Annotated in this window: 23 protein-coding genes; 12 read left to right on the top strand and 11 right to left on the bottom strand. The window is 68.4% G+C overall.

Translation table 11 applies throughout. The features are described from left to right. Positions 1–97: 97 nt before the first annotated feature. The gene (locus tag ABE454_RS09680) at positions 98–847 is read right to left on the bottom strand and encodes a polysaccharide deacetylase family protein (RefSeq protein ID WP_346531186.1); all 750 of its coding nucleotides are present in this window, start codon (positions 845–847) and stop codon (positions 98–100) included. 111 nt (positions 848–958) lie between these two features. On the opposite strand from ABE454_RS09680, the gene ABE454_RS09675 reads away from it, so the two are divergent. Next, the gene (locus tag ABE454_RS09675; RefSeq protein ID WP_430826063.1) at positions 959–1,858 is read left to right on the top strand and encodes a glycine--tRNA ligase subunit alpha; all 900 of its coding nucleotides are present in this window, start codon (positions 959–961) and stop codon (positions 1,856–1,858) included. Beyond that, entirely contained in the window at positions 1,858–4,065 is a 2,208-nt protein-coding gene (gene glyS / locus ABE454_RS09670) for a glycine--tRNA ligase subunit beta (protein WP_346531185.1), read from the top strand. The genes ABE454_RS09675 and glyS overlap by 1 nt, the downstream gene beginning before the upstream one ends. A 172-nt stretch (positions 4,066–4,237) precedes the next feature. On the opposite strand, the gene ABE454_RS09665 is transcribed toward glyS, so the two are convergent. From ABE454_RS09665 to fliI, 3 genes are all read right to left on the bottom strand, one after another. Beyond that, positions 4,238–5,308 (bottom strand): endo-1,4-beta-xylanase, encoded by a 1,071-nt coding sequence (locus ABE454_RS09665; protein WP_346531183.1) that lies wholly within the window; start codon positions 5,306–5,308, stop codon positions 4,238–4,240. A 156-nt stretch (positions 5,309–5,464) separates the two neighbouring features. Beyond that, positions 5,465–5,872 (bottom strand): flagellar FliJ family protein, encoded by a 408-nt coding sequence (locus tag ABE454_RS09660; protein WP_346531181.1) that lies wholly within the window; start codon positions 5,870–5,872, stop codon positions 5,465–5,467. A gap of 16 nt (positions 5,873–5,888) precedes the next feature. Beyond that, complete coding sequence (gene fliI, locus ABE454_RS09655) at positions 5,889–7,232, bottom strand: flagellar protein export ATPase FliI (RefSeq protein WP_346531179.1); 1,344 nt, start codon at positions 7,230–7,232, stop codon at positions 5,889–5,891. Positions 7,233–7,423: 191 nt separating this feature from the next. Between fliI and ABE454_RS09650 the strand changes: the two genes are divergently transcribed. Then, entirely contained in the window at positions 7,424–8,920 is a 1,497-nt protein-coding gene (locus ABE454_RS09650) for a methyl-accepting chemotaxis protein (protein ID WP_346531176.1), read from the top strand. A 133-nt stretch (positions 8,921–9,053) separates the two neighbouring features. Here ABE454_RS09650 and ABE454_RS09645 read toward each other — a convergent pair whose 3' ends face one another. Further along, entirely contained in the window at positions 9,054–9,962 is a 909-nt protein-coding gene (locus ABE454_RS09645) for a DMT family transporter (protein ID WP_346531174.1), read from the bottom strand. An 85-nt stretch (positions 9,963–10,047) separates the two neighbouring features. On the opposite strand from ABE454_RS09645, the gene ABE454_RS09640 reads away from it, so the two are divergent. The 4 genes from ABE454_RS09640 (at position 10,048) to ABE454_RS09625 (ending at position 13,483) form a co-directional block, all read left to right on the top strand. After that, positions 10,048–10,530 carry an Lrp/AsnC family transcriptional regulator gene (locus tag ABE454_RS09640; RefSeq protein WP_346531172.1) on the top strand — a complete coding sequence of 161 codons (483 nt, stop codon included), beginning with the start codon at positions 10,048–10,050 and terminating at the stop codon, positions 10,528–10,530. 97 nt (positions 10,531–10,627) lie between these two features. After that, positions 10,628–11,617, top strand: coding sequence for a cysteine synthase A (gene cysK, locus ABE454_RS09635; protein WP_346531170.1), 990 nt, complete (start codon positions 10,628–10,630; stop codon positions 11,615–11,617). 60 nt (positions 11,618–11,677) lie between these two features. After that, positions 11,678–12,895 (top strand): DUF2336 domain-containing protein, encoded by a 1,218-nt coding sequence (locus ABE454_RS09630; RefSeq protein WP_346531168.1) that lies wholly within the window; start codon positions 11,678–11,680, stop codon positions 12,893–12,895. Positions 12,896–13,060: 165 nt separating this feature from the next. Then, the gene (locus ABE454_RS09625) at positions 13,061–13,483 is read left to right on the top strand and encodes a MucR family transcriptional regulator (RefSeq protein WP_346531167.1); all 423 of its coding nucleotides are present in this window, start codon (positions 13,061–13,063) and stop codon (positions 13,481–13,483) included. Positions 13,484–13,538: 55 nt separating this feature from the next. Here ABE454_RS09625 and ABE454_RS09620 read toward each other — a convergent pair whose 3' ends face one another. Continuing rightward, positions 13,539–14,030 carry a hypothetical protein gene (locus ABE454_RS09620; RefSeq protein ID WP_346531165.1) on the bottom strand — a complete coding sequence of 164 codons (492 nt, stop codon included), beginning with the start codon at positions 14,028–14,030 and terminating at the stop codon, positions 13,539–13,541. A gap of 89 nt (positions 14,031–14,119) precedes the next feature. On the opposite strand from ABE454_RS09620, the gene ABE454_RS09615 reads away from it, so the two are divergent. Further along, positions 14,120–15,061 (top strand): WecB/TagA/CpsF family glycosyltransferase, encoded by a 942-nt coding sequence (locus ABE454_RS09615; protein WP_346531163.1) that lies wholly within the window; start codon positions 14,120–14,122, stop codon positions 15,059–15,061. A 24-nt stretch (positions 15,062–15,085) separates the two neighbouring features. On the opposite strand, the gene smc is transcribed toward ABE454_RS09615, so the two are convergent. The 4 genes from smc to ABE454_RS09595 all read right to left on the bottom strand — a co-directional run bounded on the left by smc (position 15,086) and on the right by ABE454_RS09595 (position 20,464). Then, on the bottom strand, positions 15,086–18,526 hold the full coding sequence (gene smc / locus ABE454_RS09610; protein ID WP_346531161.1) for a chromosome segregation protein SMC: 3,441 nt from the start codon (positions 18,524–18,526) through the stop codon (positions 15,086–15,088). A 10-nt stretch (positions 18,527–18,536) separates the two neighbouring features. After that, positions 18,537–19,163, bottom strand: coding sequence for a DsbA family protein (locus tag ABE454_RS09605; protein ID WP_346531159.1), 627 nt, complete (start codon positions 19,161–19,163; stop codon positions 18,537–18,539). A 1-nt stretch (position 19,164) separates the two neighbouring features. Beyond that, the gene (locus tag ABE454_RS09600; protein WP_346531157.1) at positions 19,165–19,800 is read right to left on the bottom strand and encodes a DsbA family protein; all 636 of its coding nucleotides are present in this window, start codon (positions 19,798–19,800) and stop codon (positions 19,165–19,167) included. Positions 19,801–19,900: 100 nt separating this feature from the next. After that, the gene (locus ABE454_RS09595) at positions 19,901–20,464 is read right to left on the bottom strand and encodes a DUF721 domain-containing protein (protein WP_346531155.1); all 564 of its coding nucleotides are present in this window, start codon (positions 20,462–20,464) and stop codon (positions 19,901–19,903) included. A gap of 21 nt (positions 20,465–20,485) precedes the next feature. On the opposite strand from ABE454_RS09595, the gene mutY reads away from it, so the two are divergent. Next, entirely contained in the window at positions 20,486–21,505 is a 1,020-nt protein-coding gene (gene mutY / locus ABE454_RS09590; RefSeq protein ID WP_346531153.1) for an A/G-specific adenine glycosylase, read from the top strand. A 6-nt stretch (positions 21,506–21,511) separates the two neighbouring features. Here the strand turns inward: mutY and ABE454_RS09585 are convergent, their stop codons facing one another. Then, positions 21,512–22,591: a site-specific DNA-methyltransferase gene (locus tag ABE454_RS09585; protein WP_346531152.1), complete on the bottom strand. Its 1,080-nt coding sequence runs from the start codon at positions 22,589–22,591 to the stop codon at positions 21,512–21,514. 307 nt (positions 22,592–22,898) lie between these two features. Between ABE454_RS09585 and catB the strand changes: the two genes are divergently transcribed. From catB to murB, 3 genes are all read left to right on the top strand, one after another. Beyond that, positions 22,899–23,540, top strand: a complete 642-nt coding sequence (gene catB, locus ABE454_RS09580; protein ID WP_346531151.1) for a type B chloramphenicol O-acetyltransferase — start codon at positions 22,899–22,901, stop codon at positions 23,538–23,540. A 61-nt stretch (positions 23,541–23,601) separates the two neighbouring features. Continuing rightward, complete coding sequence (gene murC / locus ABE454_RS09575) at positions 23,602–25,047, top strand: UDP-N-acetylmuramate--L-alanine ligase (protein WP_346531150.1); 1,446 nt, start codon at positions 23,602–23,604, stop codon at positions 25,045–25,047. A 156-nt stretch (positions 25,048–25,203) separates the two neighbouring features. Then, on the top strand, positions 25,204–26,112 hold the full coding sequence (murB, locus tag ABE454_RS09570) for a UDP-N-acetylmuramate dehydrogenase (RefSeq protein WP_346531149.1): 909 nt from the start codon (positions 25,204–25,206) through the stop codon (positions 26,110–26,112). Positions 26,113–26,240: the final 128 nt, after the last annotated feature.

The raw sequence follows: 26,240 nt of genomic DNA, 5'->3' as shown, positions 1-26,240 counted from the left end.
GCGGCGCCGGGGCTTCGGTCCCGGTCATCCCGACGGACAGACGCCGTCGCCCTCACCGGGCGGTGGCGTTTTATTTGGACGCCGGTATGAGCGGAGTTTAGAGGCCGCCGCTCACGCGCTCCCACGCCTCGCCGACCGGCAGGATGTCCAGTCCGGCCGCCTTGGCCAGACGGATCAGGCGGTCCAGATCCTCGGGGGTGCAGCCGTAGGGGGTAGGGGCGCTCTCGACATCATGGCCATAGGCGATCAGCCAGCCGGGCGCCTCGGCCGCGCGGGCGATCAGAGCCTCCAGATCGTAGTGGGGCAGGCGCCGCGACTCCAGGCCGATGGCCTGAAGGTTGGTCCGGTCGGCGCGTCTGGCATTGACCCCGTCGCGCACGCCGCGTCCCAGCAGGAAGCGCTCGTCGATCACCGCCTTGGCGCCCAGGGCTACGTCGCCGAAGGGCCAGGCAAAGGTGGTCATGACGTGGCCGTTCAGCCGATCGCTGACCCATTCGGCGTTCTTCGCCAACTGGTCCGTCAGTTCGGCGGGGCTCAGGCGCAGGGCGCTGACGTGGTCGAAGGTGTGACAGCCGACCTCATGCCCCGCTTCATGCGCGGCCTGCAGGTGTTCGACCTCGAACTGGGCCTTGCCGATGTTCTCGCCGCCGCACAGACCGCCCGCGACGTAATAGGTCGCCCTGATCCCGTGCTCGGCCAGGATCGGCCCCGCCTCGGTCCAGGCGCTGGCGGGGAAGTCGTCGAAGCTGAGGCTGAGAATCCCCCGCGCAGGCGCCACCGTCACCGGTCTGACGCCCATATAGCGCGCCGCCCGGCGGCGCATCTGATCGATCCGTTGCTGCATCATGGGCGCCTTCTAGCGCAGATGCGCTTGCAGAAGGATGAAGGATTGCATCGCCTCGCCTTGCTGGCGAAGCGTGGCGGCCCTATGGTCCGCGCCTCCCGAAATCGGACCGAAATGTCGACCGTGGCCGCTGCTGAACCTCTATCGTTTCAGGACCTGATCCTGACCCTGCACCACTATTGGAGCGAGCAGGGCTGCGCCATTCTGCAGCCCTATGACATCGAGGTCGGCGCCGGCACCCTGCACCCGGCCACCGTGCTGCGGGCGCTGGGCAAGAAGCCGTGGAAGGCCGCCTACGTCCAGCCGTCGCGCCGTCCCGGCGACGGCCGTTATGGCGAGAACCCCAACCGGCTGCAGCACTATTACCAGTATCAGGTCATCCTGAAGCCGAACCCCGACAACCTGCAGGAGCTGTATCTCAACTCCCTGCGCGCCATCGGCATCGACCCCAGCCTGCACGACATCCGCTTCGTCGAGGACGACTGGGAGAACCCCACCGTCGGCGCCTGGGGCCTGGGCTGGGAGGTGTGGTGCGACGGCATGGAGGTGACGCAGTTCACCTATTTCCAGGGCGTTGGCGGCATCGAGGTCGACGTGGTCTCGGGCGAGCTGACCTACGGGCTGGAGCGTCTGGCCATGTATGTTCAGGGCGTCGACAACGTCTATGATCTGAAGTTCAACAAGGAGGGCCTGACCTATGGCGAGGTCTTCCTCGAGAACGAGCGCCAGCAGTCGGAAGCCAACTTCCACGGCTATGACGTCGCCGCGCTGAAGCGCCGCTTCGAGGACATGGAGCGCGAGGCCGCGCACTTCCTTGAGATGAAGGGGCCGCAAGGGCAGCCGCTGGTTCTGGCCGCCTATGACCAGGTGCTGAAGGCCTCGCACCTGTTCAACCTGATGGACGCCCGCGGCGCCATCGCCGTCGCCGAACGCCAGAGCTACATCGGCCGCATCCGCGACCTGTGCAAAGCCTGCGCCCTCGCTCAAGTCGAACACGAACGGGCGACCGCCTGATGTCCCAGCTTCTCCTCGAAATCTTCTCCGAAGAAATCCCCGCCCGCATGCAACAGAGCGCCGCGCGCGATCTGGAGCGCATGGCGTCCGAGCGCCTGAAGGCCGCGGGCCTGACTTGGGACGCGCTGACGACCTACGCCGGGCCGCGCCGACTGACGCTGGTGATCGACGGCCTGCCCGCCGCCACGCCCGACCGCAATGAAGAGCTGAAGGGCCCAAAGACCTCGGCCCCCGCGCAGGCGCTGGAAGGCTTCCTGCGCAAGACTGGCCTGACGCAGGATCAGCTGGTCGAGCGCGACGGCGTCTGGTTCGCCGAAATCAGCAGCAAGGGCCGCGCGACCACCGAGGTCGTGGCCGAGAGCGTCGACGACATCATCCGCCACTTCCCCTGGCCCAAGTCGATGCGCTGGGGCACGGGAACCCTGCGCTGGGTGCGGCCGATCAAGCGCATTCTGGCCCTGTACGACGGGGCGGTGATCCCGTTCGAGGTCGACGGCATCCCCTCGGGCGACGTGACCGAGGGCCACCGCTTCATGGGCGCGGGCCAGCCGTTCGCGGTCAAGGACTTCGCCGACTATCGCGCCAAGCTGGAGCGCAACTTCGTCCTGCTGGACGCCGCCGACCGCAAGCTGCGCATCCTCGAAGGCGCCAAGGCCGTGTGCGCGGCCAAGGGGCTGGCCCTGGTCGATGACGATGGGCTGCTGGACGAGGTGTCGGGCCTGGCCGAATGGCCGACGCCGATCCTGGGCGACATGGACCCGCAGTTCCTGGCCCTGCCGCCGGAAGTGGTCCAGCTGTCGATGAAGGTGCACCAGAAGTATTTCGCCGTGCGCGAACCGGGCAAGGATGGTCTCGCCCCTCACTTCGTCGTCGTCGCCAACGTCGAGGCGACTGACGGGGGGCAGGCTCTGGCGGCGGGCAACGCCAAGGTGCTGTCGGCCCGTCTCAGCGATGCCGAGTTTTTCTGGACCGAGGACCAGAAGGTCGGCTTCGACGCCTGGAACGCCAAGCTGAAGGACATCACTTTCCACGCCAAGCTGGGCACGCTGGCCGAGCGGGTGGACCGCATCGCCGCGCTGGCGCGCGAGATCGCCCCGCTGGTCGGCGCCGATCCGGCGCAGGCTGAACAGGCCGCGCGCCTGTCCAAGGCCGATCTGGCCTCGGGCATGGTGGGCGAGTTCCCGGAACTGCAGGGGATCATGGGCGGCTACTACGCCCGTCTGGCCGGTCAGCCCGACGCCGTGGCCGACGCCATCCGCGACCACTACAAGCCGCAGGGACCGGGCGACACCGTCCCGACCGCCCCGGTCACGGTCGCCGTCGCCATGGCCGAAAAGCTGGACACCCTGGTCGGCTTCTTCGCCATCGACGAAAAGCCCACGGGCTCGAAGGATCCCTATGCGCTGCGTCGCGCCGCGCTGGGTGTCATCCGGCTGGTGCTGGAGAACGCGGTGCGGATGCCGTTGCAGGGCATGGTGTTCGTCGCTGGCGAATATCTGTCAGGCATGCGCAACCTTGAGAAGCTGCCGAACTATGATCGCGCTTCTGTGGTTCGTAAGGCGGTTCTGCACAAGGAAGAGGTCGAAGCGGATCGCATCCGTATCGCGGCCATGCTTGAGGGGGCCGATGATGCCGACTGGCGACATGGCGCGCTGGATTATCAGGCTGGCCTTACACAGCTTGGCTGGGATGTTCTCGCCTTCTTCGCCGACCGCCTGACCGTCCTGCTACGCGACAAGGGCCAGCGTCACGACCTCGTGGCGGCCGTCTTTGCGCTGGGCGACGACGATCTGGTGCGGATCGTGCGTCGGGTGGAGGCGCTGGCCGCCTTCCTGGCGACGGACGACGGGGCGAACCTGCTGGCGGGCTACAAGCGCGCCGCCCAGTTGCTCAAGGCCGAAGAGAAGAAGGGGCCGCTGCCCGAGGGGGCCGTCGCCACAGGCCTGCCGAACCAGCCCGCGGAAGAGGTCGCGCTGGCCTCGGCGGCAACGGCGGCGGCTGCGGCCGTGGACGCCGCGCTGGAGGCCGAGGATTTCGCCGCCGCCATGACGGCGCTGGCGCTCTTGCGCGGCCCGGTGGACGCCTTCTTCACCGCCGTCATGGTCAACTCCGACGTGGCCGAAGAGCGCGAAAACCGTCTGAAACTGCTGGTTCAGGTGCGCGGCGTCATGAACCGGGTCGCCGACTTCGGCCAGATCGCGGGCTGACGCGCTAGCACACGACAATTACCCTTCTCCCCTTGTGGGAGAAGGTGGGCGCCGAAGGCGCTCGGATGAGGGGTTGCGGGACGTCAGGTCGCGCGGCCCCTTTTTTTGTGTCGAGGAGACACCCCTCATCCGGCCCTGACGGGCCACCTTCTCCCACAAGGGGAGAAGGGCTTTACTGCGCGAACGCTCCGGTCAGCACGCCGAACAGCGGATTGGGCTGGCCCTTGTCGTCGAACAACAGGGGGCTGTCCTGTCCGTCGTCGTTCTTGCCGCGACGCAGCCAGGAGTCGCTGTCGCGCACGCCCCAGACGGTGAAGGCGAACCGCTGGGCGGGGGGCAGGCTCATGAAGGCCCCGGCCAGTTCCGCCACGCGCGCCGTCTGCTGCTCGCGTCGCTGGGCGCGGGAGCGCAGGTCGGGCGCCCGTCCGCCGCGTTTCAGCGAGGCGTCCAGTTCGGAGACATGGATGGGCAGGCCGAACTGGCGGGCCTCGTTCATGAAGGCGGCGATCTGGCCGCCCGGAATTTCGATGTCGAGGTGGGACTGGATGCCGATGCCCTGAACCGGGGCGCCCGCCTTCAGCAGCCGCTCGACCAGACGCAGGAAGGCCGCGCCCTTCTTCGGCGTATTCTCGAGGTTGTAGTCGTTCAGGAACAGGGTCGCTTCGGGCGCGGCGATGCGGGCCTGTTCGAAGGCGCGGATGATATAGGCGTCGATGCCGCCCAGACCCCGGCTCCAGACGCAGTCGCGATAGCCGCTGCCGTCGTCCTCGACCGGTTCGTTGACCACGTCCCAGCCGACGATCTGGCTGCGCCAGCGCCCGGCGACCTCGGCGATATAGCGGTCGTGTTCGGCGATGAAGCGCGCCCGGTCGTCGACCAGGGCGGTGAACCACGGATGATCCTGCGCATACCAGATCAGGGCGTGGCCGAAGAGGCGGATGCCCAGATCGCGCGCGAAATAGGCGATGCGGTCCGGCGCGTCGAAGCGCAGGGAGCCGTCCTTCTGGAGGATGTATTCCATCTTCATCTCCCACTCGGGCGTGAGTTGGGAAAAGTGGGTGGAGACGAGGCGGAACCAGTCCTGATCCGACAGCTGGCCCGACATGGCGACCGTGCCGACGGGGAAGGGGGCGACGGATTTCAGCGGGCGGACAGGGCCGGTCTGTGGCGGAACGGGCGCCTCGCCCGCGCCGCATGACGCAAGCGCGAGGGTCGAGGCCAGCAGGGCGCGACGGTCGATCATGCGTTTTTTCCTCCCCATTTCATGGGGAGGTGGCGCGGACGCGATAGCGGACGTGACGGAGGGGGCGTCTCGGCGGCGAGTGTCGGCGTCGCCCCCTCCACCACTTCGTGGTCCCCCTCCCCACGACGTGGGGAGGAAAGCAGAGTGATGGCTGTTTCAGCCACGGCGGCGCAGGCCCATTTCGTCATAGGCGGCGGCCTCGCGCTTGGCGGCGGCCGTCAGCTTGTTCAGCCGGGTGGTTTCGGCAACGTGCTCGAACTTCTTCAGTTCCTCGAAGGCGCCGGTCAGGGCGTCGCGGGCGCCGTCTTCCTCGAGCGCGATGGCGGCGACTTCGGCCTCGGCGTCGGCGCGGCGCTGCTTCCAGCCGTTGAGATAGGCCTGAAGCATCATGGCCGCCGCGCCGTCATGACGGGCGGCCTCGCGCTCGGCCTCGGCCTCGGCGTCGAGGATGGCGAGGCGCATCTCGGCCTCGGCCTTGCGGGTGGTGATTTCGGCCAGACGCTTCTGCAGCGTCTCGACCTCATAGTTGGAGATGCGGATCAGGGATTGGGCCCAGGTCGTCATGCGTCGTCACCCGTGATCATTGGTCCACCATGCCCTGGTTCAGGATGGTTTCAAGTCTGTCGAAACTGTCGGCCAGGCGCGTCACATCGTCCTTGTCCTGGGTCAAAAAGCCTTCCAGGGCGGGATTCAGGGCGATGGCGCGGTCGACGATGGGGTCGGCTCCGGTGCGATAGGCGCCGATGCGGATCAGTTCTTCCATGTTGAAATAGGCGCTCAGGCACTGGCGCGCGCGGCGGTTCAGTTCACGCTCGGGCGGGGACTGGTTGCCGGGCATGGTGCGGCTGACGGACTTCAGCACGTCGATGGCGGGGAAGCGGCCGCGCTCGGCGATCTTGCGGTCCATGACGATGTGGCCGTCCAGGATGCCGCGCACGGCGTCGGCGATCGGCTCGTCGTGGTCGCCCCCGTCCACGAGCACGGTGAACAGGGCGGTGATCGGTCCTGCTTCGGTCCCGTCCGGCCGGATCGGCCCCGGCCCGGCGCGCTCCAGCAGCTTGGGCAGTTCGGTGAAGACGGTGGGGGTATAGCCCTTGGTCGTCGGCGGTTCGCCCGCCGCCAGGCCGATCTCGCGCTGGGCCATGGCGAAGCGGGTCACGCTGTCCATCAGGCACAGCACCTCCAGCCCCTGATCGCGGAAGAACTCGGCCACAGCCATGGTCATGTATGCCGCCTGACGCCGTTTCAGCGCCGGCTCGTCACTGGTGGCGACCACGACGACGGCGCGTTTCAGCCCCTCTTCGCCCAGCGTCTCCTCGATGAACTCGCGGACCTCGCGGCCCCGTTCGCCGATCAGGCCGACGACGACGACATCGCACGTCGCCTGACGCGCCAGCATGGACAGCAGCACCGACTTGCCCACGCCGGAACCGGCGAAAATGCCCAGACGCTGGCCCCGGCTGGTGGTGGTGAAGACGTCCATCGCCCGCACGCCCAGATCCAGCCGCTCGCCCACCCGGCCGCGCGAATGGGCGGGCGGCGGCGGGGCGCGCAAGGGGTAGGGAACGAGGCCCGGCGTCAGCGGCCCCGCGCCGTCGATCGGCTCGCCGAAGGAATCGATGATCCGGCCCAGCCACGCCGTCGTCGGGCGCACGCTGGCGGCGGCGTTGATGATGCGGATGTCGGCGCCCGGCGCCACGCCCTCGACCGGGCCGAAGGGCATCAGCAGGGCCTTGGCCTCGCGAAAGCCGACGACCTCGGCGGGCAGGGGCGGCTGGCCGCGCCGTTCGATCTCGGCGCGGGCGCCGACGGCCAGACGGGACAGGCCGCCGCGTGATTCAATCAGCAGGCCGCTGACGCCCGCCACCTTGCCGGTGACGACCAGCGGGTCGATCGCTTCGACGGCGGCGACGAGATTGCGCAAAGAAGGCCCCCGGGCCGCGGAAGGCGCAGCCGTTCGTCTTTTTCATAGCTGATCATGGTTAATGAGCCATGAAACTGAGCTTATTTTCACAACCATGGATTGCAGGTAACGAAGATGAAACCTTTGGCGTGCCGTAGTTATCCACAGACTTATCTAGCCCATCGCCGTTATTCTCAGAGGGATCGGTTCGGATGTTCAGTGGAAGTCGTCGGCAAAAGCAGGCTGCGGATCTTGAGCGGCTGGCGGAACTGGATCGCCGGATGGCGGCGATCGGACGGTCACAGGCGGTGATCGAATTCGACCTGGACGGCACGATCCGGGATGCGAACGACAATCTGCTCCAGACCATGGGCTATGGCATGGATGAAATTCGGGGTCAGCACCACCGGATGTTCATGGACCCGGCCGAGGCGTCGACGGCCGACTACGCCGCCTTCTGGCGCGAGTTGAACGAGGGGCGCTTCGTCGCCCGCAAGTTCCGCCGCATGGCCAAGGGCGGGCGCGAGGTCTGGCTGGAGGCGTCCTACAATCCCGTGCTGGATGAAAACGGACGGCCGCTGAAGGTGGTCAAACTGGCTGTCGACATCACCGAGGCGGAGCAGGCGTCGCAGCGCGCCGAACGCGAACGTCTGGCGGCCGAGGCGGCGCAGGCCAAGCTGGTCGGGGCGCTGGCGGAACAGTTGTCGCGCCTGTCGGACGGCGACCTGCGCGCCGCCATCGAGCAAGAGATGGAAGGCGCCCATCAGACGGTGAAGGCCGACTTCAACGGCGCCGTGACCAGTCTGCGCACGGCTATGGAGCAGGTGCTGGCGGCGGTGACCACCTTGCGCGGCGGCTCTGACGAGATCAGTCAGGCGTCGGACGACCTGTCGCGGCGCACCGAGCAGCAGGCGGCCAGTCTGGAAGAGACGGCGGCGGCGCTGGACCAGATCACCGCCACCGTCCAGCGCAGCGCCGAGGGCGCCCGTCAGGCGGCGTCGGTCGCCTCAAAGGCCCATGCCGAGGCGGACCGTTCGGGCGAGGTCATGCGTCAGGCGGTCGCCGCCATGGACGGCATCAGCCGCCGCTCGTCCGAGATCAGCGACATCGTCGGCGTGATCGATGAAATCGCCTTCCAGACCAATCTGCTGGCCCTGAACGCCGGGGTCGAGGCGGCGCGGGCGGGCGACAGCGGGCGCGGCTTCGCCGTCGTCGCCTCCGAGGTGCGGGCGCTGGCCCAGCGCTCGGCCGAGGCGGCCAAGGAGATCAAGGCCCTGATCTCGGCCTCCGGCGCCGAGGTGGCGCAGGGCGTCGAACTGGTCGCCGAAACTGGCCGCGCGCTGGGCGCTATCGCCGGACAGGTCGATGAAATGGACGCCCTGGTCGCTGAAATCGCGGCCTCGGCCCAGGAACAGGCGTCTGGGCTGGGACAGGTCAATCAGGCGGTGAACCAGATGGATCAGGTCACTCAGCAGAACGCAGCCATGGTCGAGCAGACCACGGCGGCGGCCGCCAATCTGAAGACCGAGGCCGAACATCTGGCTGAACTGGTCGGCCGGTTCCGCACGGGCGCCGATACGGGCCCCGATAGGGGCGTGGTGCGCGAACTGAAGCCGCGCGGCGGTCCGCCTCCGGCGCTGGAGGCTCAGCGCGCGCGCCTGCTGGCCGTGGCCAACGGCCCCCCGACCGAGGAATGGGCCGAGTTCTGACCTTCAGGCCAGCAGCCTGATCGCCGCGCGCATCAACAGGGCCAGCAGGGCGCCGAAGATCAGACAGGCGATCAGGTTGGGGACCGGCCTTTGCAGCCGGGACAGCAGGAACTTCATCGAAAAGGCGTCTGCGTCAGGCGGGCGCGGCCGGGTCCTGCAGCGGCTGTTCGTCGGACGGCGAGGTCAGGACGGCGCCGACCGAGGCGGCGATGATGGCGCCGATGGCCAGCCACTGCTGGGTGCTGAGATGCTCGCCCAGCACGAACAGGCCCGCCAGGGCGCCGATGGCCGGATCGCCGCTGACCGCCACGCCGAAGGTGCGCTTGGGGATGTGACGCAGGGCGATCATGTCCAGCGTATAGGGCAGGGCGCTGGACACCATCGCCACCACAAGGCCGAGCGCCAGAATTTTGGGGTCCAGCAGGCTCATGCCCGCGCCCGCTGCGCCGAACGGCACCACGGTCATGGCGGCGAAGGTCATGCCGACCGCGACGGTCGAACCGCTGGGCAGGTGGCTGACCCGCTTGCCGAAGACGATATAGCCCGCCCAGAACACCGCCGCCGCCGCCGCATAGGCGCAGCCGACCGGGTCCAGCCCTGACACATTGCCGTCCAGCGGCAGCAGCAGGCCCAGTCCCAGCACCGCCAGTCCGATCCAGACGAAGTGGATCAGGCGGCGTGAGTTGAACAGGGCGACCGACAGCGGCCCCATGAACTCGATCGCCAGCGCCACGCCCAGCGGAATGGTGTTCAGCGCCATGTAGAAGCTGAGGTTCATCAGCCCCATCACGCCGCCATAGATGGCCAGGGCGCGTAAATCGTTGCCGGTGAAGGCGGTCCGCCACGGCCGGAACACGGCCAGCAGCACCATCGCCGACAGCCCGACGCGCAGGGCCGCCGTGCCCGCTGGTCCGACCATCGGATACAGGGTCTTGGCGAAGGAGGTGCCGGCCGACAGCGACACCATCCCGCCGACCATGGCGAGATAGGGCAGGGCCGCGGTCAGGCGGGGATGACGAAGGGCGACGGCGAGGGAGGACATGGCCGGGAACCTAGTCAAAAACGCCCTGCGTTTCCCGCCGATTTCGCCTGCCGTGATGCAAGAAACGGGCGTATAATGGCCCGCCATGCAAGAAACCGTCGATCTCGATTCCTTTGACCGTCGCCTGCTGGATCTGGTCCGGCGCGACAATCTTCAGCCGGCGCGGGTGCTGGCGGAAAAGGTCGGCCTGTCGGAATCGGCGGTGTCGCGGCGGCTGCGGCGGCTGCGCGACGAGGGGGTCATCATCGCCGATGTCGCCGTGGTCGATCCGGCCCGTCTGGCGCGCGCCCTGACCATGCACGTCCTGGTCGAGATGGAGCGCGAGGGCACCGCCGTTCTGGACGCCCTGATCGACAAGCTGACCGCCCGGCCCGAGGTTCAGGCCGCCTGGTATGTGACCGGCGACACCGATCTGATCCTCTATGTCGTGGTGCCGACGATGGAGGCCTATGAGGGCTTCACGCGCGAGATGCTGAACGACGACGCCCGCGTCCGCGCCTTCAAGACCCTGATCTCCATCCGCGAGGTCCTGCCGTTCGACCCGGCGCGACGCGCGCTGGTGCGATGAGGTTTTCTAAACCCTGATTCAGAATTCCTGCGCCGGTCGGGTTTGTCCGCGACGTATAAGACCTATCTGTTGAGCCGACACCGCACGGAGACCTCCCATGTCCGACGCTTCCAAAGCCGCCTATGACGCCAGCCGCCACAAGAAGGCGGGGCGGGGCCGGGTCTATGACAGCATCGTCGACACCATCGGCGACACTCCTCTGGTGCGGCTGCCCAATCTGACGGCGGCGCTGAAGCCCAAGGCCACGGTGCTGGCCAAGCTGGAGTTCTTCAACCCGATCGCCTCGGTCAAGGACCGGATCGGCGTGGCCATGGTCGAGGCGCTGGAGCAGTTGGGCAGGATCAAGCCGGGCGCGACCCTGATCGAGCCGACCAGCGGCAACACCGGCATCGCCCTGGCCTTCGTGGCGGCGTCCAAGGGCTATAAGCTGATCCTGGTCATGCCCGAGAGCATGTCGATCGAGCGTCGCAAGATGCTGGCCCTGCTGGGCGCGCGGCTGGAGCTGACGCCCGCTGAAAAGGGCATGAAGGGCGCCATCGCCCGCGCCGAGGAACTGCTGGCGGAAATCCCCGGCTCGGTCAGCCCGGCCCAGTTCGAGAACCTGGCCAACCCCGCCATCCATGAGGTCACGACGGCCGAGGAGATCTGGAACGACACGGCGGGCGCTGTGGACGTGGTGGTGTCCGGCGTCGGCACCGGCGGCACCATCACCGGCGTCGGCCATGCGCTGAAGGCGAAGAAGCCCTCGGTGAAGATGATCGCGGTCGAGCCGACCGCCTCGCCCGTGCTGTCGGGCGGCGCGCCCGGCCCGCACAAGATTCAGGGCATCGGCGCGGGCTTCGTCCCCGCCGTGGTCGACCGCGGCGTCATCGACGGGGTCGAACAGGTGTCCAACGAAGACGCCTTCGACATGGCTCGCCGCGCCGCGCGCGAGGAAGGCATCCCCGTCGGCATCAGTTCGGGCGCGGCCCTGACGGCGGCCTTCCGCCTGGCGGCTCAGGATGAGTATGCGGGCCAGACCATCGTGGCTATCATTCCCAGCTTCGCCGAACGCTATCTGTCCACCGCCCTGTTCGAGGGGCTGTAGGGCCGCGAACCGCCGGTCGGTCTGCACCAGCGGTTAACCGCTGCGGTTTAGGCTGTCGCCATGGGCGATACGCAGTCTGGTCAGCAGGAAGAACATCCATCCGGCGGACGGACGGCGCGGCGTGTGCTGCTGCGTCGTCTGGCGGATGTCGTCAGCCTGCCCGCCAGCCGGATCAACGCCTTTGAGCGTTCGGTGGTCGGCGACCTGCTGGTCGATGTGCTGCGGCCTGCGCCGCTGGAAGACCGGCGCAAGGTCGCCGTCCGCCTGGCGCCTCTGGGCGACCTGCCGGATATGCTGAAGCGGCTGTTGCTGCGCGATGAACCCTCCGTCGCTGCGCCTCTGTTGCAGGAGTGCGCGGCCCTGTCCGATGCAGACCTGATCGGCTGCGCGCGCGACGCCGGGCCCGAGCATCGCCTGATGATGGCGGGACGCCGCGACCTGTCGGAAGCCGTGACGGACGCCCTGTTGAGCCGCGAGGAAGAGGCGGTGATCGGGCTGTTGCTGGCCAATCCGTCGGCGCAACTGACGCAGGCCGGCCTCGAAAGCGTGGTCGCGCTCAGCCGCGAGCGTCCTGAACTGTGCGCGGCCCTGTTGAAGCGCCCCGAGTTACGACCTTCGGCCGCCTACATCATGTTCTGGTGGTGCGGACCGGATGAGCGGCGCACCATCCTGCAACGCTTCGCCGTGTCGCGCGAAGTGATGCAGACCAGCGTCGAAGACGTCTTCGCCATGGCGGCCGCCGAGGGCTGGCAGGACCCCGTTTCACGCAAGGCGCTGCAGTTCATCGAGCGAAGACAGAGAAACCGCGCGGCCATAGAGAAAAGCCCGTTCGCTGATCTGGAGGGGGCCGTAGAGGCGGCCGGGCGCAGCGGCCTGTCGCGCGATCTGGTGTCTGAAATCGGCTATCTGTCCGGCATCAAGCCGCTGACCGCCGCCAAGATTATGGGCGATCCGGCCGGAGAGGCTGTCGCTATACTGTGCAAGGCGACGGGATTGGGCCGCCGTGATCTTCAGACGCTGTGGCGATCCATGCGGCGGCCGGAAACAACGCCTGACGGCGCGGCCCACCCGGACTGGAGCCGGGTTTTACTGGTCTATGAAATGCTGGCGGTCGATCGCGCCCAGACGGTTCTGCGTTACTGGAACTGGTCGCTGTCTTCGGCCCTGACCCCGGCTTTGATGCAGGCGATCCGCGACGGCGACAGCCAGATGATCGACGAATACTCGGCGTCTGAGCGTGCCGCAGCACTGGCGCTTGCAGATAACTTTGGTCGATAAGGGAATCTCGCCTTTTATGTGCTGCATTCATGCGCAAGTTTCGCGTTAAGCGTGATTAATCTGCGTTGCATTGCTTTCAACTGCAAACATACGTATGAAACCGGACGGCGGCGGGTCAAATCAGATCAGTCGATTGAATTTCGTACACGCAAAAGGCTGATACAGATGGAAGAAAAACCCGAACTGCTCGAGATGACCGCCGACATCGTGTCGGCCTATGTCAGCAACAACACCGTTTCGGCCGACGCCGTGCCGGGACTGATTGCACAAATTCACGCTGCACTCTCGGGCGTTTCGCTCGCTCCGGTTGAGCCTGAGCCCGAGCCCCAGGAACCGGCCGTCCCGGTTCGCAAGTCCATTACGCCTGACTTCCTGATCTGCCTGGAAGACGGCCGCAAGTTCAAGTCGCTGAAGCGTCACCTGCGCACCAAATACAACATGAGCCCCGAGGAATACCGCGCCAAGTGGGGTCTGCCGAAAGACTATCCCATGGTCGCCCCGAATTACGCCAAGGCGCGTTCGGAACTGGCCAAGCAGATGGGTCTGGGCCAAGGCGGCCGTAAGCCTGCCCGCACCCCGCGCAAGTAATCCTTCGGGAATACCGCATCTGAAACGCCCGCCCCTCGATCGAGGGGCGGGCGTTTTATTTGGGCGAAACTGAAACGGGTCGACAGATCGCCGCCTGATCGTCCTGCATGCACATGCGGGCGATCTGGACAGCCTGCGCTGTCGTGCGCGCGACTACAGGCGCAGCGGCGCCTTCACAGACGACGGCGGCCAGTTCATCCGCATCCCCGCCCGGCGCGATCGGCATGGGCGGGCTGTCGTCCGGCGTCGCAGGGCCTTCGCCGCCGTCCGCACGCAGCGATGCAAAGTCCAGCCGCTCGGCCATGCGCCCGGCGCAGTCGAAACGCCACCAGGTCCAGCCGCCAGTATAGGCGACATCGCCGATGACCATGTCGTCTTCGCTGATCTGAAGCGCCCGTATGCGGATGCTGTCCTGATCGGCGGTGATCGAAGCCCTGTCAGCAAAGACGGCGAACCGCCCGACGCCGGTCGGGACCAACTCCATCTGCATCTCTTCCTGCGCTGGAACAGAGGCGAGAAGGGCGGCCAGTATGAGGACGAGGGTCATGATGACCTCCTTTACATGGCGAGACGGGCGCGGTCGGTTAACCTTGTCCGCATACCCGCCGTTGAAACGGCTGCGCTAGAGCCGTTCAGATGTATCACGCGCCTTCAGTTACCCATCCGTCCGGCGACACGCCCGACCCGCGCGCCATCGCGCGGATCACCCTGCTGGGCGAGCCGGTGGATCTGGTCACGCCGGATCAGGTGTTGCGCCATGTCGAGGCCTGCGCCGAGGCGAAGACCCGCAGCGTCATCGCCAACCACAATCTGCACAGCCTCTATCTGATCCGCCGCACGCCGGGGATGCGGCGCGTTTACGAGGTCGCCGACCTGATCGAACTGGACTCCACGCCCCTGATCCATTTCGCGCGCCGGTTGGGCTATCCGGCGGGGCCGCAGCACCGCTGCACCTATCTGGACTGGCGCGACGACTTCTGGGCGCTGGCGAACCGCAAGGGCTGGCGCGTCCTCTACATCGGCGGCGCCGACGGCGTGGCGGAAGAGGCGGCGCGAAGACTGTCGGCCCGCTATCCGGCTACGACGATCCGGGGGCTCAGCGGCTATTTCGACGCGACGCCGGGGTCTGCGGGCAATGCGGCGGTTCTGGCGGCGATCCGGGATTTTGCGCCGGACGTGCTGTTCGTCGGCATGGGCATGCCGCGTCAGGAGCTGTGGATCACCGACAATCTGGAAGCCTTGCCTGCGGCGCCGATCCTGCCGGTGGGCGCCGCCTTTGATTATGAGGCCGGGGTGCAGAAGGCGGCGCCGCGCTGGATGGGGCGGCTGGGCGTCGAATGGCTGTTCCGCCTGTTCGCGGACCCGAAGCGGCTGTTTGCCCGCTACTGCGTCGAGCCGTGGTTCCTGATCGGACCGGCGCTGGCCGATCTGCGCGCGGCGAGGAAACGCAGAGGCCGATTTTTCCTCCCCACACAGTGGGGAGGGGGACCGCGAAGCGGTGGAGGGGGCGACGCAACATCGACCGATGAGACGCCCCCTCCGTCTCGTCGGCTACGCCGCCGATCCACCTCCCCATGAAATGGGGAGGAAAGGCGCTGCGCCTTACGCCGTCACGATCTCTTCGGCCTGTTGCAGGTCGACGCTGACCAACTGGCTCATGCCGCGCTCGGGCATGGTGACGCCGTACAGGCGGTCCATCCGGCTCATGGTCACCGGGTTGTGGGTGATGACGATGAAGCGGGTGTCGGTTCGCGACCGCATCTCGTGCAGCATCCGGCAGAAGCGGTCGACGTTGGCGTCGTCCAGCGGGGCGTCCACCTCGTCCAGCACGCAGACCGGCGCCGGATTGGCCAGGAAGACGCCGAAAATCAGCGCCGCCGCCGTCAGGGCCTGCTCGCCGCCGCTCATCAGGCTCATCACCGACAGCCGCTTGCCGGGCGGGCAGGCGTAGATCTCCAGCCCCGCCTCCAGAGGGTCGTCGCTCTCGACCAGCTTCAGCTCGGCCTGACCGCCGCCGAACAGGGCCTCGAACAGGGTCTTGAAATTGGTGTTGATGACGTCGAAGGCGGCGATCAGCCGCTCGCGCCCCTCGGCGTTCAGTTCGTCGATGCCGTCGCGCAGCTTGGCGATCGCCTGCGTCAGGTCGATGCGCTCGGTCTTCATGGCGCTGAGCCGGTCGCCGTATTCGGCCGCCTCTTCCTCGGCGCGCAGGTTGACGGCGCCCAGCGCCTCGCGCTCGCGCTCAAGGCCGTAGAGCAGGCTCTCGGCCCCCGCCGCGTCCGGCGGGCGGGCGATGGCGTCGTCGGTCAGCTTCCGGCCCAGTTCCTCGGGCGACATCTGGGCCGTCTCGCGGATGTTGGCGGCGCTTTCGGCCAGCTTCTCGGCGGCGGCCTCGGCGCGGGCGGACAGGCCCGCCCGGCTCTCGCGGGCCTGAGACGCAGCCGTTTCGGCGGCGCGCGCGACGCGGTCGGCTTCCTGCGCGCCCGCCTCGGCGACGGCCACGGCGTCGGTCGCCGCCTGCTTGCGCTTCTCGGCCTCGGCCAGAGAGTCCATCAGGGTGTTGCGCTGCTCGGCGAAACCGGCGGGCGCGGCCTCGGCCTTCGTCAGGGCGATTTGCGCCTTCTCCGCATCGCGCTCCAACGTCTTGAGGCGGGCGGCGCTGTCGCCGGATCGCGTGACCCAGCCCTCGCGGGCGCGGGTCAGACTGCCCAGCCGCTGTTCGCGCATGGCGCGGTCGCGGGCCTCCTCGTCGCGGGTCGAGCGGGCGGCCTGCGCCGCCAGCCGCGCGCGTTCGGCCCCGCCGCGCGCCTCAGTCAGTTCCTGCCGCAGACCGACGACCACGTCAGAGGACGATTCCACCGAACTGGCTTCGGCGAAGGCGGCCTCGGCCTCCTGAACCTCGCCGTCCAGCCGGGCCACGCTTTCGTCCAGCGACTGGGCGCGGGCCTCCTTGCGGGCCTGATCGCGCATCAGGGATTCCAGCCGGTCGCGGGCCGAGACGACCTGTTTGTCCAGCGTGAAGGGGCGCAGGCGCGCGGTCTTCACCGCTTCCTCGGCGGCGCGGAAGGCTTCGCCCGCCGCCTTCAGCGCGCCTTGCGCCGTCTCCAGCGCGGGCTTGCCGAGGTCGATCTCGGCTTCCAGTTCCGACAGGCGGGTGCGCTGGGCCAGACGCACGGCGGCGGGGCGGGGCGCCTCGGCGCGGCTGACGAAGCCGTCCCAGCGATAGAGGTCGCCCTCGACCGTCGTCAGGCGCGCGCCGCGCGGCAGGGCCCGGGCCAGGTCGGCGATCCGTTCGCGCGGAGCCACGCCGCAGAAGGCCAGACGCGCCGCCAGCTGATCGGGCGCCGTCACATGGGCGGACAGGGGCGCGACGCCCTGCGGCCAGTCGGGCGGCGCCGCGTCGGCGCCCGCCCAGTGCGCCGGGGCGCGGGCGTCCAGCGCGGCGTCCAGATCATCGCCCAGCGCCGCCGCCAGCGCGGCCTCATAGCCCTTGGCGGCCGACACCCTGTCCAGCGCCGGGGGATGCTCGCGCTTGCCCGTGACCAGCAGTTGCGCCAGCCCGCGCGCCTCGGTCTGCAGACGGCCCAGCCGGTCCTCGGCGGCGCGGGCGGCGGTGCGCGCCTCCTGCTCGGCGCGGGCGATGTCGCTGCGTTTGGCCTCGGCGGCCTCCACCGCCTCGCGTGCGGCGGTCAGTTCGGTCTGAGCGGTTTCCAGCGCCGCCTTGGCCGTCTCGATCTCGGGCGTCTCCAGCGGGCCGAGGGCCTCGCGTTCGCGGCGGGCCTGTTCGTGCTGGCCCTTCACGCGCGCCAGCCGGGCCTCGGCGTCGCGCTTCCGCGCGCTTTCGGCGTTGGCGCGGGCCTCGACGGCGGCCAGCGTTCCGGCCAGTCGTTCGACCTCGGCGTCGGCGGCCTTGCGGGCGTCCTCGGCCTCCAGCAGGGCGCGTTCCAGTTCGGGGCCGCGCTCGGGAGCGGCGGCGATCTCGGCCTTCAGCTTCTCCAGCTCGCGGTCCAGCCGTTCCAGTTCGCGTCCGGCGTCGGCGGCCATGCTGTCCTCGCGCGCGCGGTCGGCCTCGATGCGGGCGACCTCGGCCTTCAGCCGGTTGACCTCGGCGCGGGCGGCCTGTTCGGCCATGTCCAGCCGGTCGCGCTCGATGATGGCCCGGTTCAGCAGGGCGGTGGCGACCGCGTCTTCCTCGCGCGCAGGCTTCAGCCCTTCCTGAGCGTTCAGGGCCGCTGTCTGGGCCGCCGCCGCCGCCGTGGTCGTTTCGGCGACCAGCCGGTCAGCCTCGCGCAGTTCGGCCGCCGCCGTTTCAGCCGCCGCCTTGGCGTCGGTCCAGCGGACGTAGAGCAGGGCCGCCTGAAGCGCGCGGATCTCGGCCGAGATCTTCTTGTACTTCTCCGCCTGACGCGCCTCGCGCTTCAGCTTGTTCAGCGTCGACTCCAGCTCCTTGCCGATGTCGTCCAGCCGGTCGAGGTTGGTCTCCGCCGCCCGCAGCCGCAGCTCCGCCTCATGGCGCCGGGTGTGCAGGCCCGCCACGCCCCCGGCTTCTTCGAGAATGCGGCGGCGGTTCTGGGGCTTGGCGGCGATCAGTTCGCTGATCTGGCCCTGCCGCACCAGGGCCGGACTGTTGGCGCCGGTCGAGGCGTCGGCGAACAGCAGTTGAACGTCGCGCGCCCGCACCTCCTTGCCGTTGATGCGATAGGTCGAGCCGCGCCCGCGCTCGATCCGGCGCGAGACTTCCAGCATGGGGCTGTCGGTAAAGGGCTGGGGCGCGCGCTTCTGGGCGTTGTCGATGGTCAGCTGGACTTCGGCGTGGTTGCGCGGCGGGCGGCCTGCCGCGCCGGCGAAGATCACGTCCTCCATGCCCTGACCGCGCATGGCCTTGGCCGAATTGGCGCCCATGACCCAGCGCAGGCTTTCCAGCACGTTCGACTTGCCGCAGCCGTTCGGCCCGACGATGCCGGTCAGCCCGGCCTCGATCTGCACCTCGGCCGGGTCGACGAAGGATTTGAAGCCGACGAGCCGGAGGCGCTGGAACTGCATCGCGTCCCGATCAGCGCGTCCGGATCAGCGGGTCGATGGCCGCTGACAGAGACGCCAGCGAGGGATCGGCCACCCGCTTGCCGTTGACGAAGAAGGAGGGCGTGCCCGTCACCCCCGCCGCCACGGCGCCGTCGACCTCGGCCTGAAGGGCGCGGGTGGTCGCCGGGTCTTTCAGGCAGGCCTCGATCTGTTCCTGAGTGCGGCCGCTGACGGCGATGGCGGCGGCGAACCAGTCGGTTCCGTCGCCCTTTTCAAAGGCGGCGGCCTGACCGCTCATCAGGCTGTGGGCCACGTCGAAGAAACGGCCCGGCGCGGCGCAGCGGCCGATCCCGGCGGCGACGGCGGCGATCTGGGCCGGAGGCGTCGGCATGTCGCGGAACACCAGCCGCACCTTGCCCGTGTCGATATAGCGGGTCTTGAACTGCGGCAGGATGTCGTTGGTCCACGCGGCGCAGTGGTTGCAGGTGAAGGAGGCGTATTCGATCACCGTCACCGGCGCATCGGCGCGGCCCAGCACGCGGTCCGTCGCCGTGACGGCCGGAACCGGGGCGGGGGCGGCTTCTCGCGCCTGGGCGACGCCGCCCGTCAGCATGGCCGCGCCCAATGCGGCCGTCAGGATCAGGCGGCGTCCCGTCATCTTACTTCGCCAGCTCGGCGTCGATGGCCTCGGACAGGCCGGACAGGGAGCTGTCGGCGACCTTGACGCCGTTGACCATGAAGTAGGGGGTGCCCGTCACGCCCGCGCTGATGCCGGCCTGAATGCGCTTCTCCATCGCGTCGATGGCGGACTTGTCGCGAATGCAGTCGTTGATCTGCTGCTCGCTCAGACCCGCGGCCTGACCGGCGCGGAACAGGGTGGTGCGCGGCTGGACGCCCGCCATCCATTCCTTCTGGCTGGCCATGATGTCGGCCACGACGTCGAAATACTTGTCCGGTCCGGCGCAGCGCGCGATCAGGAAGCCCGCGACGGCGATGTCCTGCGGCGGGGTCGGGAACTCGCGGAAGACGTAGCGGACCTTCTTGTTGTCGACGTATTTGGTCTTGAACTCGGGCCAGACTTCCTCATTCCACACGGCGCAGTGACCGCAGGTGACGGACGCGTATTCGACTACCGTGACCTTGGCGCCGTCAGCCGCGCCCAGCGCCATGTCGCCCTCGGCGGCGCCGCCCGTCTTGCCGCCCGAACACCCGGCCAGCACGGCCATCGAGGCCAGGGCGGCGGCGGACAGGGCCGCGCGGCGGCTCATGGCGGCGTATTTGAAGGTCGGGGCCATCGGATGGTCCTTGTCAGAAATGAGATTCAGAAACGTCGCGCGATTCGTGCGCGCAGGCGAAATCGTCCTGAATGTCGAGAACGCCGATGGCGCGGGTTTGTCAACGCCCCTCGTCGCGCGGCGGCTGCGACAGCACGGCGCGGCCCAGCTTGTTCAGCGCCGCCTTCAGCCCGTCCGGCGCCGCCTCGACCGAGGCGTTCAGCGCCGCTTCCGTCGCGGCGGGCAGGGGCGGCAGGACGGCGCGGCCGCGCGGACGCGGCTTGGCGCCCGAGGCGGGCAGGGGCTTCACCGGCCCCTGGGCGATGCGCAGTTTCTCGACCGCGCCCGCGCCCAGAAACAGGTTCACCCGCTGGATGATGTCGGCCGACTGATGCTGGACCAGCAGGGCGGCGGGCCCTGCAACGCGCAGCTCCAGCGTCCCGCCTGCGTTGCCGCGCCCCTTGGTCAGCTTCTGCGGGCGGGTGACGCGGGCCAGCCGCTCGCCCACGATCTCGACCCAGCGCGGCTCCAGCGCCGAGGCGCCGCGCCCGAACTGGGCGTCCAGCTTCTTGATCAGCGGCGCCAGCGACCGGCCTGCAGGCGGCGGCGGGCGCAGGGCCGGGCGCGTGCGCCTCTGCGCCAGAATCTGACGCGCTTCAGCTTCGGTAGGCAGGGTGCGGCGCATTTCGTCTATATAGCCTGATCCATGCCCGACGTCCCCTCTCTCCGCGCCGCCCTGCTCGACTGGTATGACGCCCATGCGCGCAGCCTGCCGTGGCGCGCGCCGCCGGGGGCGAGGGTCAGGACTGATCCCTATCGCGTCTGGCTGTCCGAAGTGATGCTGCAGCAGACCACCGTGCCGCACGCCGCCCCCTATTTCGAGCGGTTCACCAGCCGCTGGCCGACCGTGAATGATCTGGCCGCAACGCCCGATGATGAGCTGATGGCCGCATGGGCGGGGCTGGGATACTACGCCCGGGCGCGCAATCTGCTGGCCTGCGCCCGCGCTGTGGCGGCCGATCATGGCGGCGTCTTTCCGCAGACTGAAGTCGAGCTGCTGGCCCTGCCGGGGGTGGGCGCCTATACCGCCGCCGCCGTGGCCGCCATCGCCTTCGACCAGCCTGCAAACGTCGTGGACGGCAATGTCGAGCGGGTGATGAGCCGCCTGTTCGCGCTCGAGACGCCCTTGCCCGCCGCCCGGCAGGAACTGCGACGGCTGGCGGCCCTGTTCGTGGACGATCACAGGCCGGGGGACTGGGCGCAGGCGCTGATGGATCTGGGGTCCGGGGTCTGTCGGCCGAAGTCGCCGCTGTGCGAGCGGTGTCCGCTGACCTTCGGCTGCGAGGGGCTGAAGACGGGCGCGCCCGAACGCTATCCCCTGAAGACGAAGAAGGCCGAGCGGCCGCATCGACGCGGCCATGCCTGGGTGCTGACCGACGGCGCGGGGCGCGTCGCCCTGGTGCGGCGCCCGGACAGGGGGCTGCTGGGCGGGATGATGGGCTTGCCGACCTCGGACTGGAGCGCGGCGCCTGAGGCTGCGCCGCCGCTGGCTGCGGACTGGCGCGCGGCCGGGTCGGTCGAGCACGTCTTCACCCACTTCAGCCTGACGCTGGAGGTGCATCGGGCGACGGGGCAGGGCGGCGACTTCGTCTGGACGCCGTCGGCTGAGGCGGCGAAGGCCCTGCCGACGGTGTTCAGAAAGGCGCTGGAACGCGCCCTCGCCTGATTATTCTTACTGCATCCCGGCGCGGATTTCGGCGCGCAGGGCGTCGATGGGGCGCAGGCCCGTGTCCGTCTTGAAGCGCCAATAGGTCCAGCCGTTGCACGCCGGGGCGTTCTCCAGCAGGGCGCCCAGCTTGTGGATCGAGCCGGTCAGGGCGCCGGACACCAGCGAACCGTCGGCCCGCACCCGCGCCTCGCGCTCGCCCTTGGGGCAATACAGCTTGTCGCCCGGCGCCAGCAGTCCGGCTTCGACCAGGGCGCCGAACGGCACCTTGGGCTCGGCCTTGCGGGAGCCGGTGACGACCAGATCTTCCGGCGCGGCGGGGATGACCGCCTTGATGCGCTTCTCGGCCAGTTTGGCGTAGGTCTCGTCGCGCTCGATGCCGATGAAGTGGCGACCCAGACGCTTGGCCGCGGCCCCCGTGGTGCCGGTGCCGAAGAAGGGGTCCAGCACCACGTCGCCGACGCGGCTGGCCGACAGCAGCACGCGGTGCAGCAGGGCCTCGGGCTTCTGGGTCGGATGGGCCTTGTTTCCGTCGTCGTCCTTCAGCCGCTCGTGGCCGGTGCACAGGGCCAGCGTCCAGTCCGAGCGCATCTGGGTGTCTTCGTTGAAGGCCTTCAGCGCGTCGTAGTTGAAGGTGTAGCGCTTCTGTTCGCGCGACTTGGCGGCCCAGATCAGCGTCTCATGGGCGTTGGTGAAGCGCGTGCCCTTGAAGTTCGGCATCGGGTTGGACTTGCGCCAGATGATGTCGTTCAGCACCCAGAAGCCCAGATCCTGCATCGCCGCGCCCAGGCGGAAGATGTTGTGATAGCTGCCGATGACCCACAGGCTGCCCTCGTCTTTCAGCACGCGGCGGCACTCGCCCAGCCAGGCGCGGGTGAAGGCGTCATAGGCGGCGAAGCTGTCGAACTTGTCCCAGTCGTCGTCGACCGCGTCGACCTTGGAGTTGTCGGGACGCAGCAGGTCGCCGCCCAGTTGCAGGTTATAGGGCGGGTCGGCGAAAACCATGTCCACCGACTTGTCAGGCAGGCCCTTCAGCACCTCGATGCAGTCGCCACGCAGGATGACGTCGGTCTTCAACTCGGACATGGAAAAGCGGCCCCCAGACGGATCAGGCGCTTATGGTGAATCCTTACGGTTAAGGCGGAGTAACCAAGATTCACGCGGCGGCGATTGTGTTGATTGCGCCGGGGCGGGGCAGGGGCCATAATCCGCGTATGGAAATGGCGGTCAGACCCTTCTGATAGCGTCCGTGCGGGCCTGACGCCCCCGAGCGGCGCGCCCTGAGCGACCCGGTTTCGCCCGGCGCATCAAGGCTGCGCGCTTCATAGCCTTCAGTAAAAATTCCAAGGCCGCCCGGCGCTGACCGGCTGCGGCCGCGCACATAGAGATTTCCATGACTCAGGTTTTCGAAAGCCCGTTCAAGGGCCGACTGCTGTCCGATCTGGTGACCAATCCCAACATCATCGTCGGGCGCTACAGCTATTATTCCGGCTGGTACCACGGCCACGGCTTTGACGACTGCGCCCGCTATCTGATGACCGAGCCGGGCGTGGACCGGCTGATCATCGGCGACTTCTGCTCGATCGGCAGCGGGGCCGCCTTCATCATGGCGGGCAATCAGGGGCACCGGAACGACTGGGCCAGCTCCTTCCCCTTCTTCTACATGCCGGAGGTCACGCATTTCGCCGGGGCGGTCGACGCCTTTCAGAAGGCGGGCGACACCGTCATCGGCCACGATGTCTGGATCGGCAGCGAGGCCATCATCATGCCGGGCGTGAAGGTCGGCGACGGCGCCGTGATCGGCACGCGGGCGCTGGTGACGCGCGATGTCGAGCCCTACGCCATCATCGGCGGCAATCCGGCCCGGGTCATCCGCAAGCGGTTCGACGACGACAGCATCGCCATGCTGCTGGAGATGAAGTGGTGGGACTGGGACGACGCGCGTCTGGGCGAGGCCATGCCCCTGCTGTGCAGCGGCGACATCGCGGCCCTGCACGCCTTCTGGCGCGAGCGGGCGGAGGTCCAGGCGGTATAAAGCCGCCCGCCTTGGCGAAGGCATGGTGCAAATCGCATCCTGTTTGAGCTATGGGGCGAAGATGATCCGTCGTCTTCGCCCCGTTCCGTTCGCCCTCGGGCCTGTCCACTTCGTCGGCATCGGCGGCATCGGCATGAGCGGCATCGCCGAGATCATGCTGAAGATCGGCTATCAGGTGCAGGGCTCTGACGCCAAGACCAGCGCCAACACCGAGCGGCTGGAAAAGCTGGGCGCCCGCATCTACATCGGCCACGACGCCGCCCATGTGACCGAGGGCGTCTCGGCGGTGGTCTATTCCACGGCGGTCAAGCCGACGAACCCCGAACTGATCGTGGCGCGCGAACGCCGCATTCCTCTGGTGCGCCGCGCCGAGATGCTGGCCGAGCTGATGCGCCTGCAATTCTCGATCGGCGTCGGCGGCACCCATGGCAAGACGACGACGACCTCGATGGTCGCGGCCCTGCTGGACGCCGGTTCGCTGGACCCGACGGTGGTCAACGGCGGCATCATCAACGCCTATGGCACCAACGCCAAGGTCGGCGGCGGCGACTGGATGGTGGTCGAGGCGGATGAGAGCGACGGCTCCTTCCTGCGCCTGAAATGCACCGTGGCGATCATCACCAACATCGACCCGGAGCATCTGGACCACTACGGCGACTTCGATGCGGTGAAGAAGGCCTTCTGCGACTTCATCAAGGACATTCCCTTCTACGGCTTCGGCGTGGTCTGTCTGGATCACCCCGAGGTGCAGAAGCTGGCGGCCCAGATCGATAACCGCCGCCTGGTCACCTACGGCCTCAATCCGCAGGCCATGGTCCGCGCCGACAATGTGCGGATGGACCCGGACGGCTCGCGCTTCGATGTAGTGATCCAGCGTCAGGGCATGGATGCTCTGGAAGAGCCCGCGCGCATCGAGAACCTGCACCTGCCGATGGCGGGCTGGCACAACGTCTCCAACGCCCTGGCCGCCATCGCCGTGGCGCGCGAGATCGGCGTGGACGACGACGCCATCCGCGCCGGTCTGGCCGGGTTCGGCGGGGTCAAGCGCCGCTTCACCACCACGGGCGTGGCCCACGGGGTGCGGGTCATCGACGACTATGGCCACCACCCGGTCGAGATCGCCGCCGTGCTGAAGGCCGCGCGTCAGGTGGTCCACAACGCCGACAATCCCGGCCGCGTCATCGCCGTGGTCCAGCCGCACCGCTACACCCGCCTGCGTGATCTGATGCAGGATTTCTCCACCTGCTTCTCGGACGCGGACAGCGTTCTGGTCGCCGATGTCTATCCGGCGGGCGAACAGCCGATCGACGGCGTCGACAAGCACGCTCTGGTCGAGGGCGTCCGCCGCTACGGCCACCGCCACGTCGCCGCGCTGGAGAACGCCGCCGCCCTGCCGCGCGTCATCCGCGAAGAGGCGAAGCCGGGCGATCTGGTCGTCCTGCTGGGCGCGGGCGACATCACCAGCTGGGCCTACGCCCTGCCGGCTCAGCTGGAGGCGCTGGGCTGAATTTCACGCTCCCGCTCATCCCGGCGGCGCACGCCGGGATCCAGTGAGAGCTTCACGACGAAGCCTTGCCGCCCTACATCGGATTGAACGTCAAAACGGCTGGATGCAGCCAAAGCACTGGGTCCCGGCGTCCGCCGGGATGAGCGGATTTATCGGATGGCCTGGACTGACAATCTCCCCGCCGTGCGCGGCAAGCTGCTGCTGAACGAGCCGCTGGGGCCCTACACCTGGTTCCGCGTGGGCGGCGCGGCGGACGCCCTGTTCATACCGGCGGACGCCGATGATCTGGCCGACTTCCTCAAGGTCCTGCCTGAAGATGTGCCGGTGACGGCGATCGGCGTCGGCTCCAACCTGATCGTGCGCGACGGCGGGGTCGAGGGCGTGGTGATCCGTCTGGCGGGCCGCGCCTGGGGCCAGGTGACGGCCGACGGCGTCACGGTCACGGCGGGCGCAGGCGCGCTGGACAGCATGGTGGCGCGCGCCTCGGCCAAGGCGGGCATCGCCGGGCTGGAGTTCTATGCGGGCATCCCCGGCTCGATCGGCGGCGCCCTGACGATGAACGCGGGCTGCTACGGCTCGGAGACCAAGGACGTACTGGTGTCCGCCTGGGGCCTGAACCGCAGGGGCGAGCGGGTCGAACTGGCGCTGGCTGACTTCGGCTATACCTACCGCCATTCAAACGCCCCGGCTGACATCATCTGGATCGAGGCGACCTATCGCGGCACGCCCGACGCGCCCGAGGCCGTCGCCGCCCGCATCAGCGAGATCACCGAGCGCCGTGAGAAGACCCAACCGATCCGCGAGAAGACCGGCGGCTCGACCTTCAAGAACCCGGACGGCCATTCCTCGTGGAAGCTGGTCGATGACGCGGGCTGGCGCGGCAAGCTGCACGCGGTCACCGGCGGGGGCGCGAAGTTCAGCGAACTGCACTCCAACTTCATGATCAATCCGGGCGAGGCGACGGCGGCCGACATCGAGGGGCTGGGTGAAGCGGTTCGCGCGGATGTGCTGGAAAAAACCGGCGTGCAGCTGAACTGGGAAATTAAGCGGATCGGGCGGAAATAACCCTCTCCCGGCGGGAGAGGGCTTGAGCGCACGAGAGCGCAGCGATCGTTCTTGCGCGACCCGAAGGGCGGCGCGTAGCAGCCAAAGGGTGAGGGGCTTGTCCTGTCAGTCGGCGTAAGCCGTCGCGC

The sequence above is a fragment of the Brevundimonas diminuta genome, assembly GCF_039673845.1.
Classification (GTDB): Bacteria; Pseudomonadota; Alphaproteobacteria; order Caulobacterales; family Caulobacteraceae; genus Brevundimonas; species Brevundimonas diminuta_E.
Note: the sequence above shows the minus strand (reverse complement) of the source record. Positions and strands in the feature narration are given on the sequence as shown.

Bases quoted from the DNA above. Each gene is read 5' to 3' on its own strand.
- ABE454_RS09680 (WP_346531186.1), bottom strand. From the start codon at position 847: ATGATGCAGCAACGGATCGATCAGATGCGCCGCCGGGCGGCGCGCTAT.
- ABE454_RS09675 (WP_430826063.1), top strand. From the start codon at position 959: ATGTCGACCGTGGCCGCTGCTGAACCTCTATCGTTTCAGGACCTGATC.
- glyS (WP_346531185.1), top strand. From the start codon at position 1,858: ATGTCCCAGCTTCTCCTCGAAATCTTCTCCGAAGAAATCCCCGCCCGC.
- ABE454_RS09665 (WP_346531183.1), bottom strand. From the start codon at position 5,308: ATGATCGACCGTCGCGCCCTGCTGGCCTCGACCCTCGCGCTTGCGTCA.
- ABE454_RS09660 (WP_346531181.1), bottom strand. From the start codon at position 5,872: ATGACGACCTGGGCCCAATCCCTGATCCGCATCTCCAACTATGAGGTC.
- ABE454_RS09650 (WP_346531176.1), top strand. From the start codon at position 7,424: ATGTTCAGTGGAAGTCGTCGGCAAAAGCAGGCTGCGGATCTTGAGCGG.
- ABE454_RS09645 (WP_346531174.1), bottom strand. From the start codon at position 9,962: ATGTCCTCCCTCGCCGTCGCCCTTCGTCATCCCCGCCTGACCGCGGCC.
- ABE454_RS09640 (WP_346531172.1), top strand. From the start codon at position 10,048: ATGCAAGAAACCGTCGATCTCGATTCCTTTGACCGTCGCCTGCTGGAT.
- cysK (WP_346531170.1), top strand. From the start codon at position 10,628: ATGTCCGACGCTTCCAAAGCCGCCTATGACGCCAGCCGCCACAAGAAG.
- ABE454_RS09630 (WP_346531168.1), top strand. From the start codon at position 11,678: ATGGGCGATACGCAGTCTGGTCAGCAGGAAGAACATCCATCCGGCGGA.
- ABE454_RS09625 (WP_346531167.1), top strand. From the start codon at position 13,061: ATGGAAGAAAAACCCGAACTGCTCGAGATGACCGCCGACATCGTGTCG.
- ABE454_RS09620 (WP_346531165.1), bottom strand. From the start codon at position 14,030: ATGACCCTCGTCCTCATACTGGCCGCCCTTCTCGCCTCTGTTCCAGCG.
- ABE454_RS09615 (WP_346531163.1), top strand. From the start codon at position 14,120: ATGTATCACGCGCCTTCAGTTACCCATCCGTCCGGCGACACGCCCGAC.
- smc (WP_346531161.1), bottom strand. From the start codon at position 18,526: ATGCAGTTCCAGCGCCTCCGGCTCGTCGGCTTCAAATCCTTCGTCGAC.
- ABE454_RS09605 (WP_346531159.1), bottom strand. From the start codon at position 19,163: ATGACGGGACGCCGCCTGATCCTGACGGCCGCATTGGGCGCGGCCATG.
- ABE454_RS09600 (WP_346531157.1), bottom strand. From the start codon at position 19,800: ATGGCCCCGACCTTCAAATACGCCGCCATGAGCCGCCGCGCGGCCCTG.
- ABE454_RS09595 (WP_346531155.1), bottom strand. From the start codon at position 20,464: ATGCGCCGCACCCTGCCTACCGAAGCTGAAGCGCGTCAGATTCTGGCG.
- mutY (WP_346531153.1), top strand. From the start codon at position 20,486: ATGCCCGACGTCCCCTCTCTCCGCGCCGCCCTGCTCGACTGGTATGAC.
- ABE454_RS09585 (WP_346531152.1), bottom strand. From the start codon at position 22,591: ATGTCCGAGTTGAAGACCGACGTCATCCTGCGTGGCGACTGCATCGAG.
- catB (WP_346531151.1), top strand. From the start codon at position 22,899: ATGACTCAGGTTTTCGAAAGCCCGTTCAAGGGCCGACTGCTGTCCGAT.
- murC (WP_346531150.1), top strand. From the start codon at position 23,602: ATGATCCGTCGTCTTCGCCCCGTTCCGTTCGCCCTCGGGCCTGTCCAC.
- murB (WP_346531149.1), top strand. From the start codon at position 25,204: ATGGCCTGGACTGACAATCTCCCCGCCGTGCGCGGCAAGCTGCTGCTG.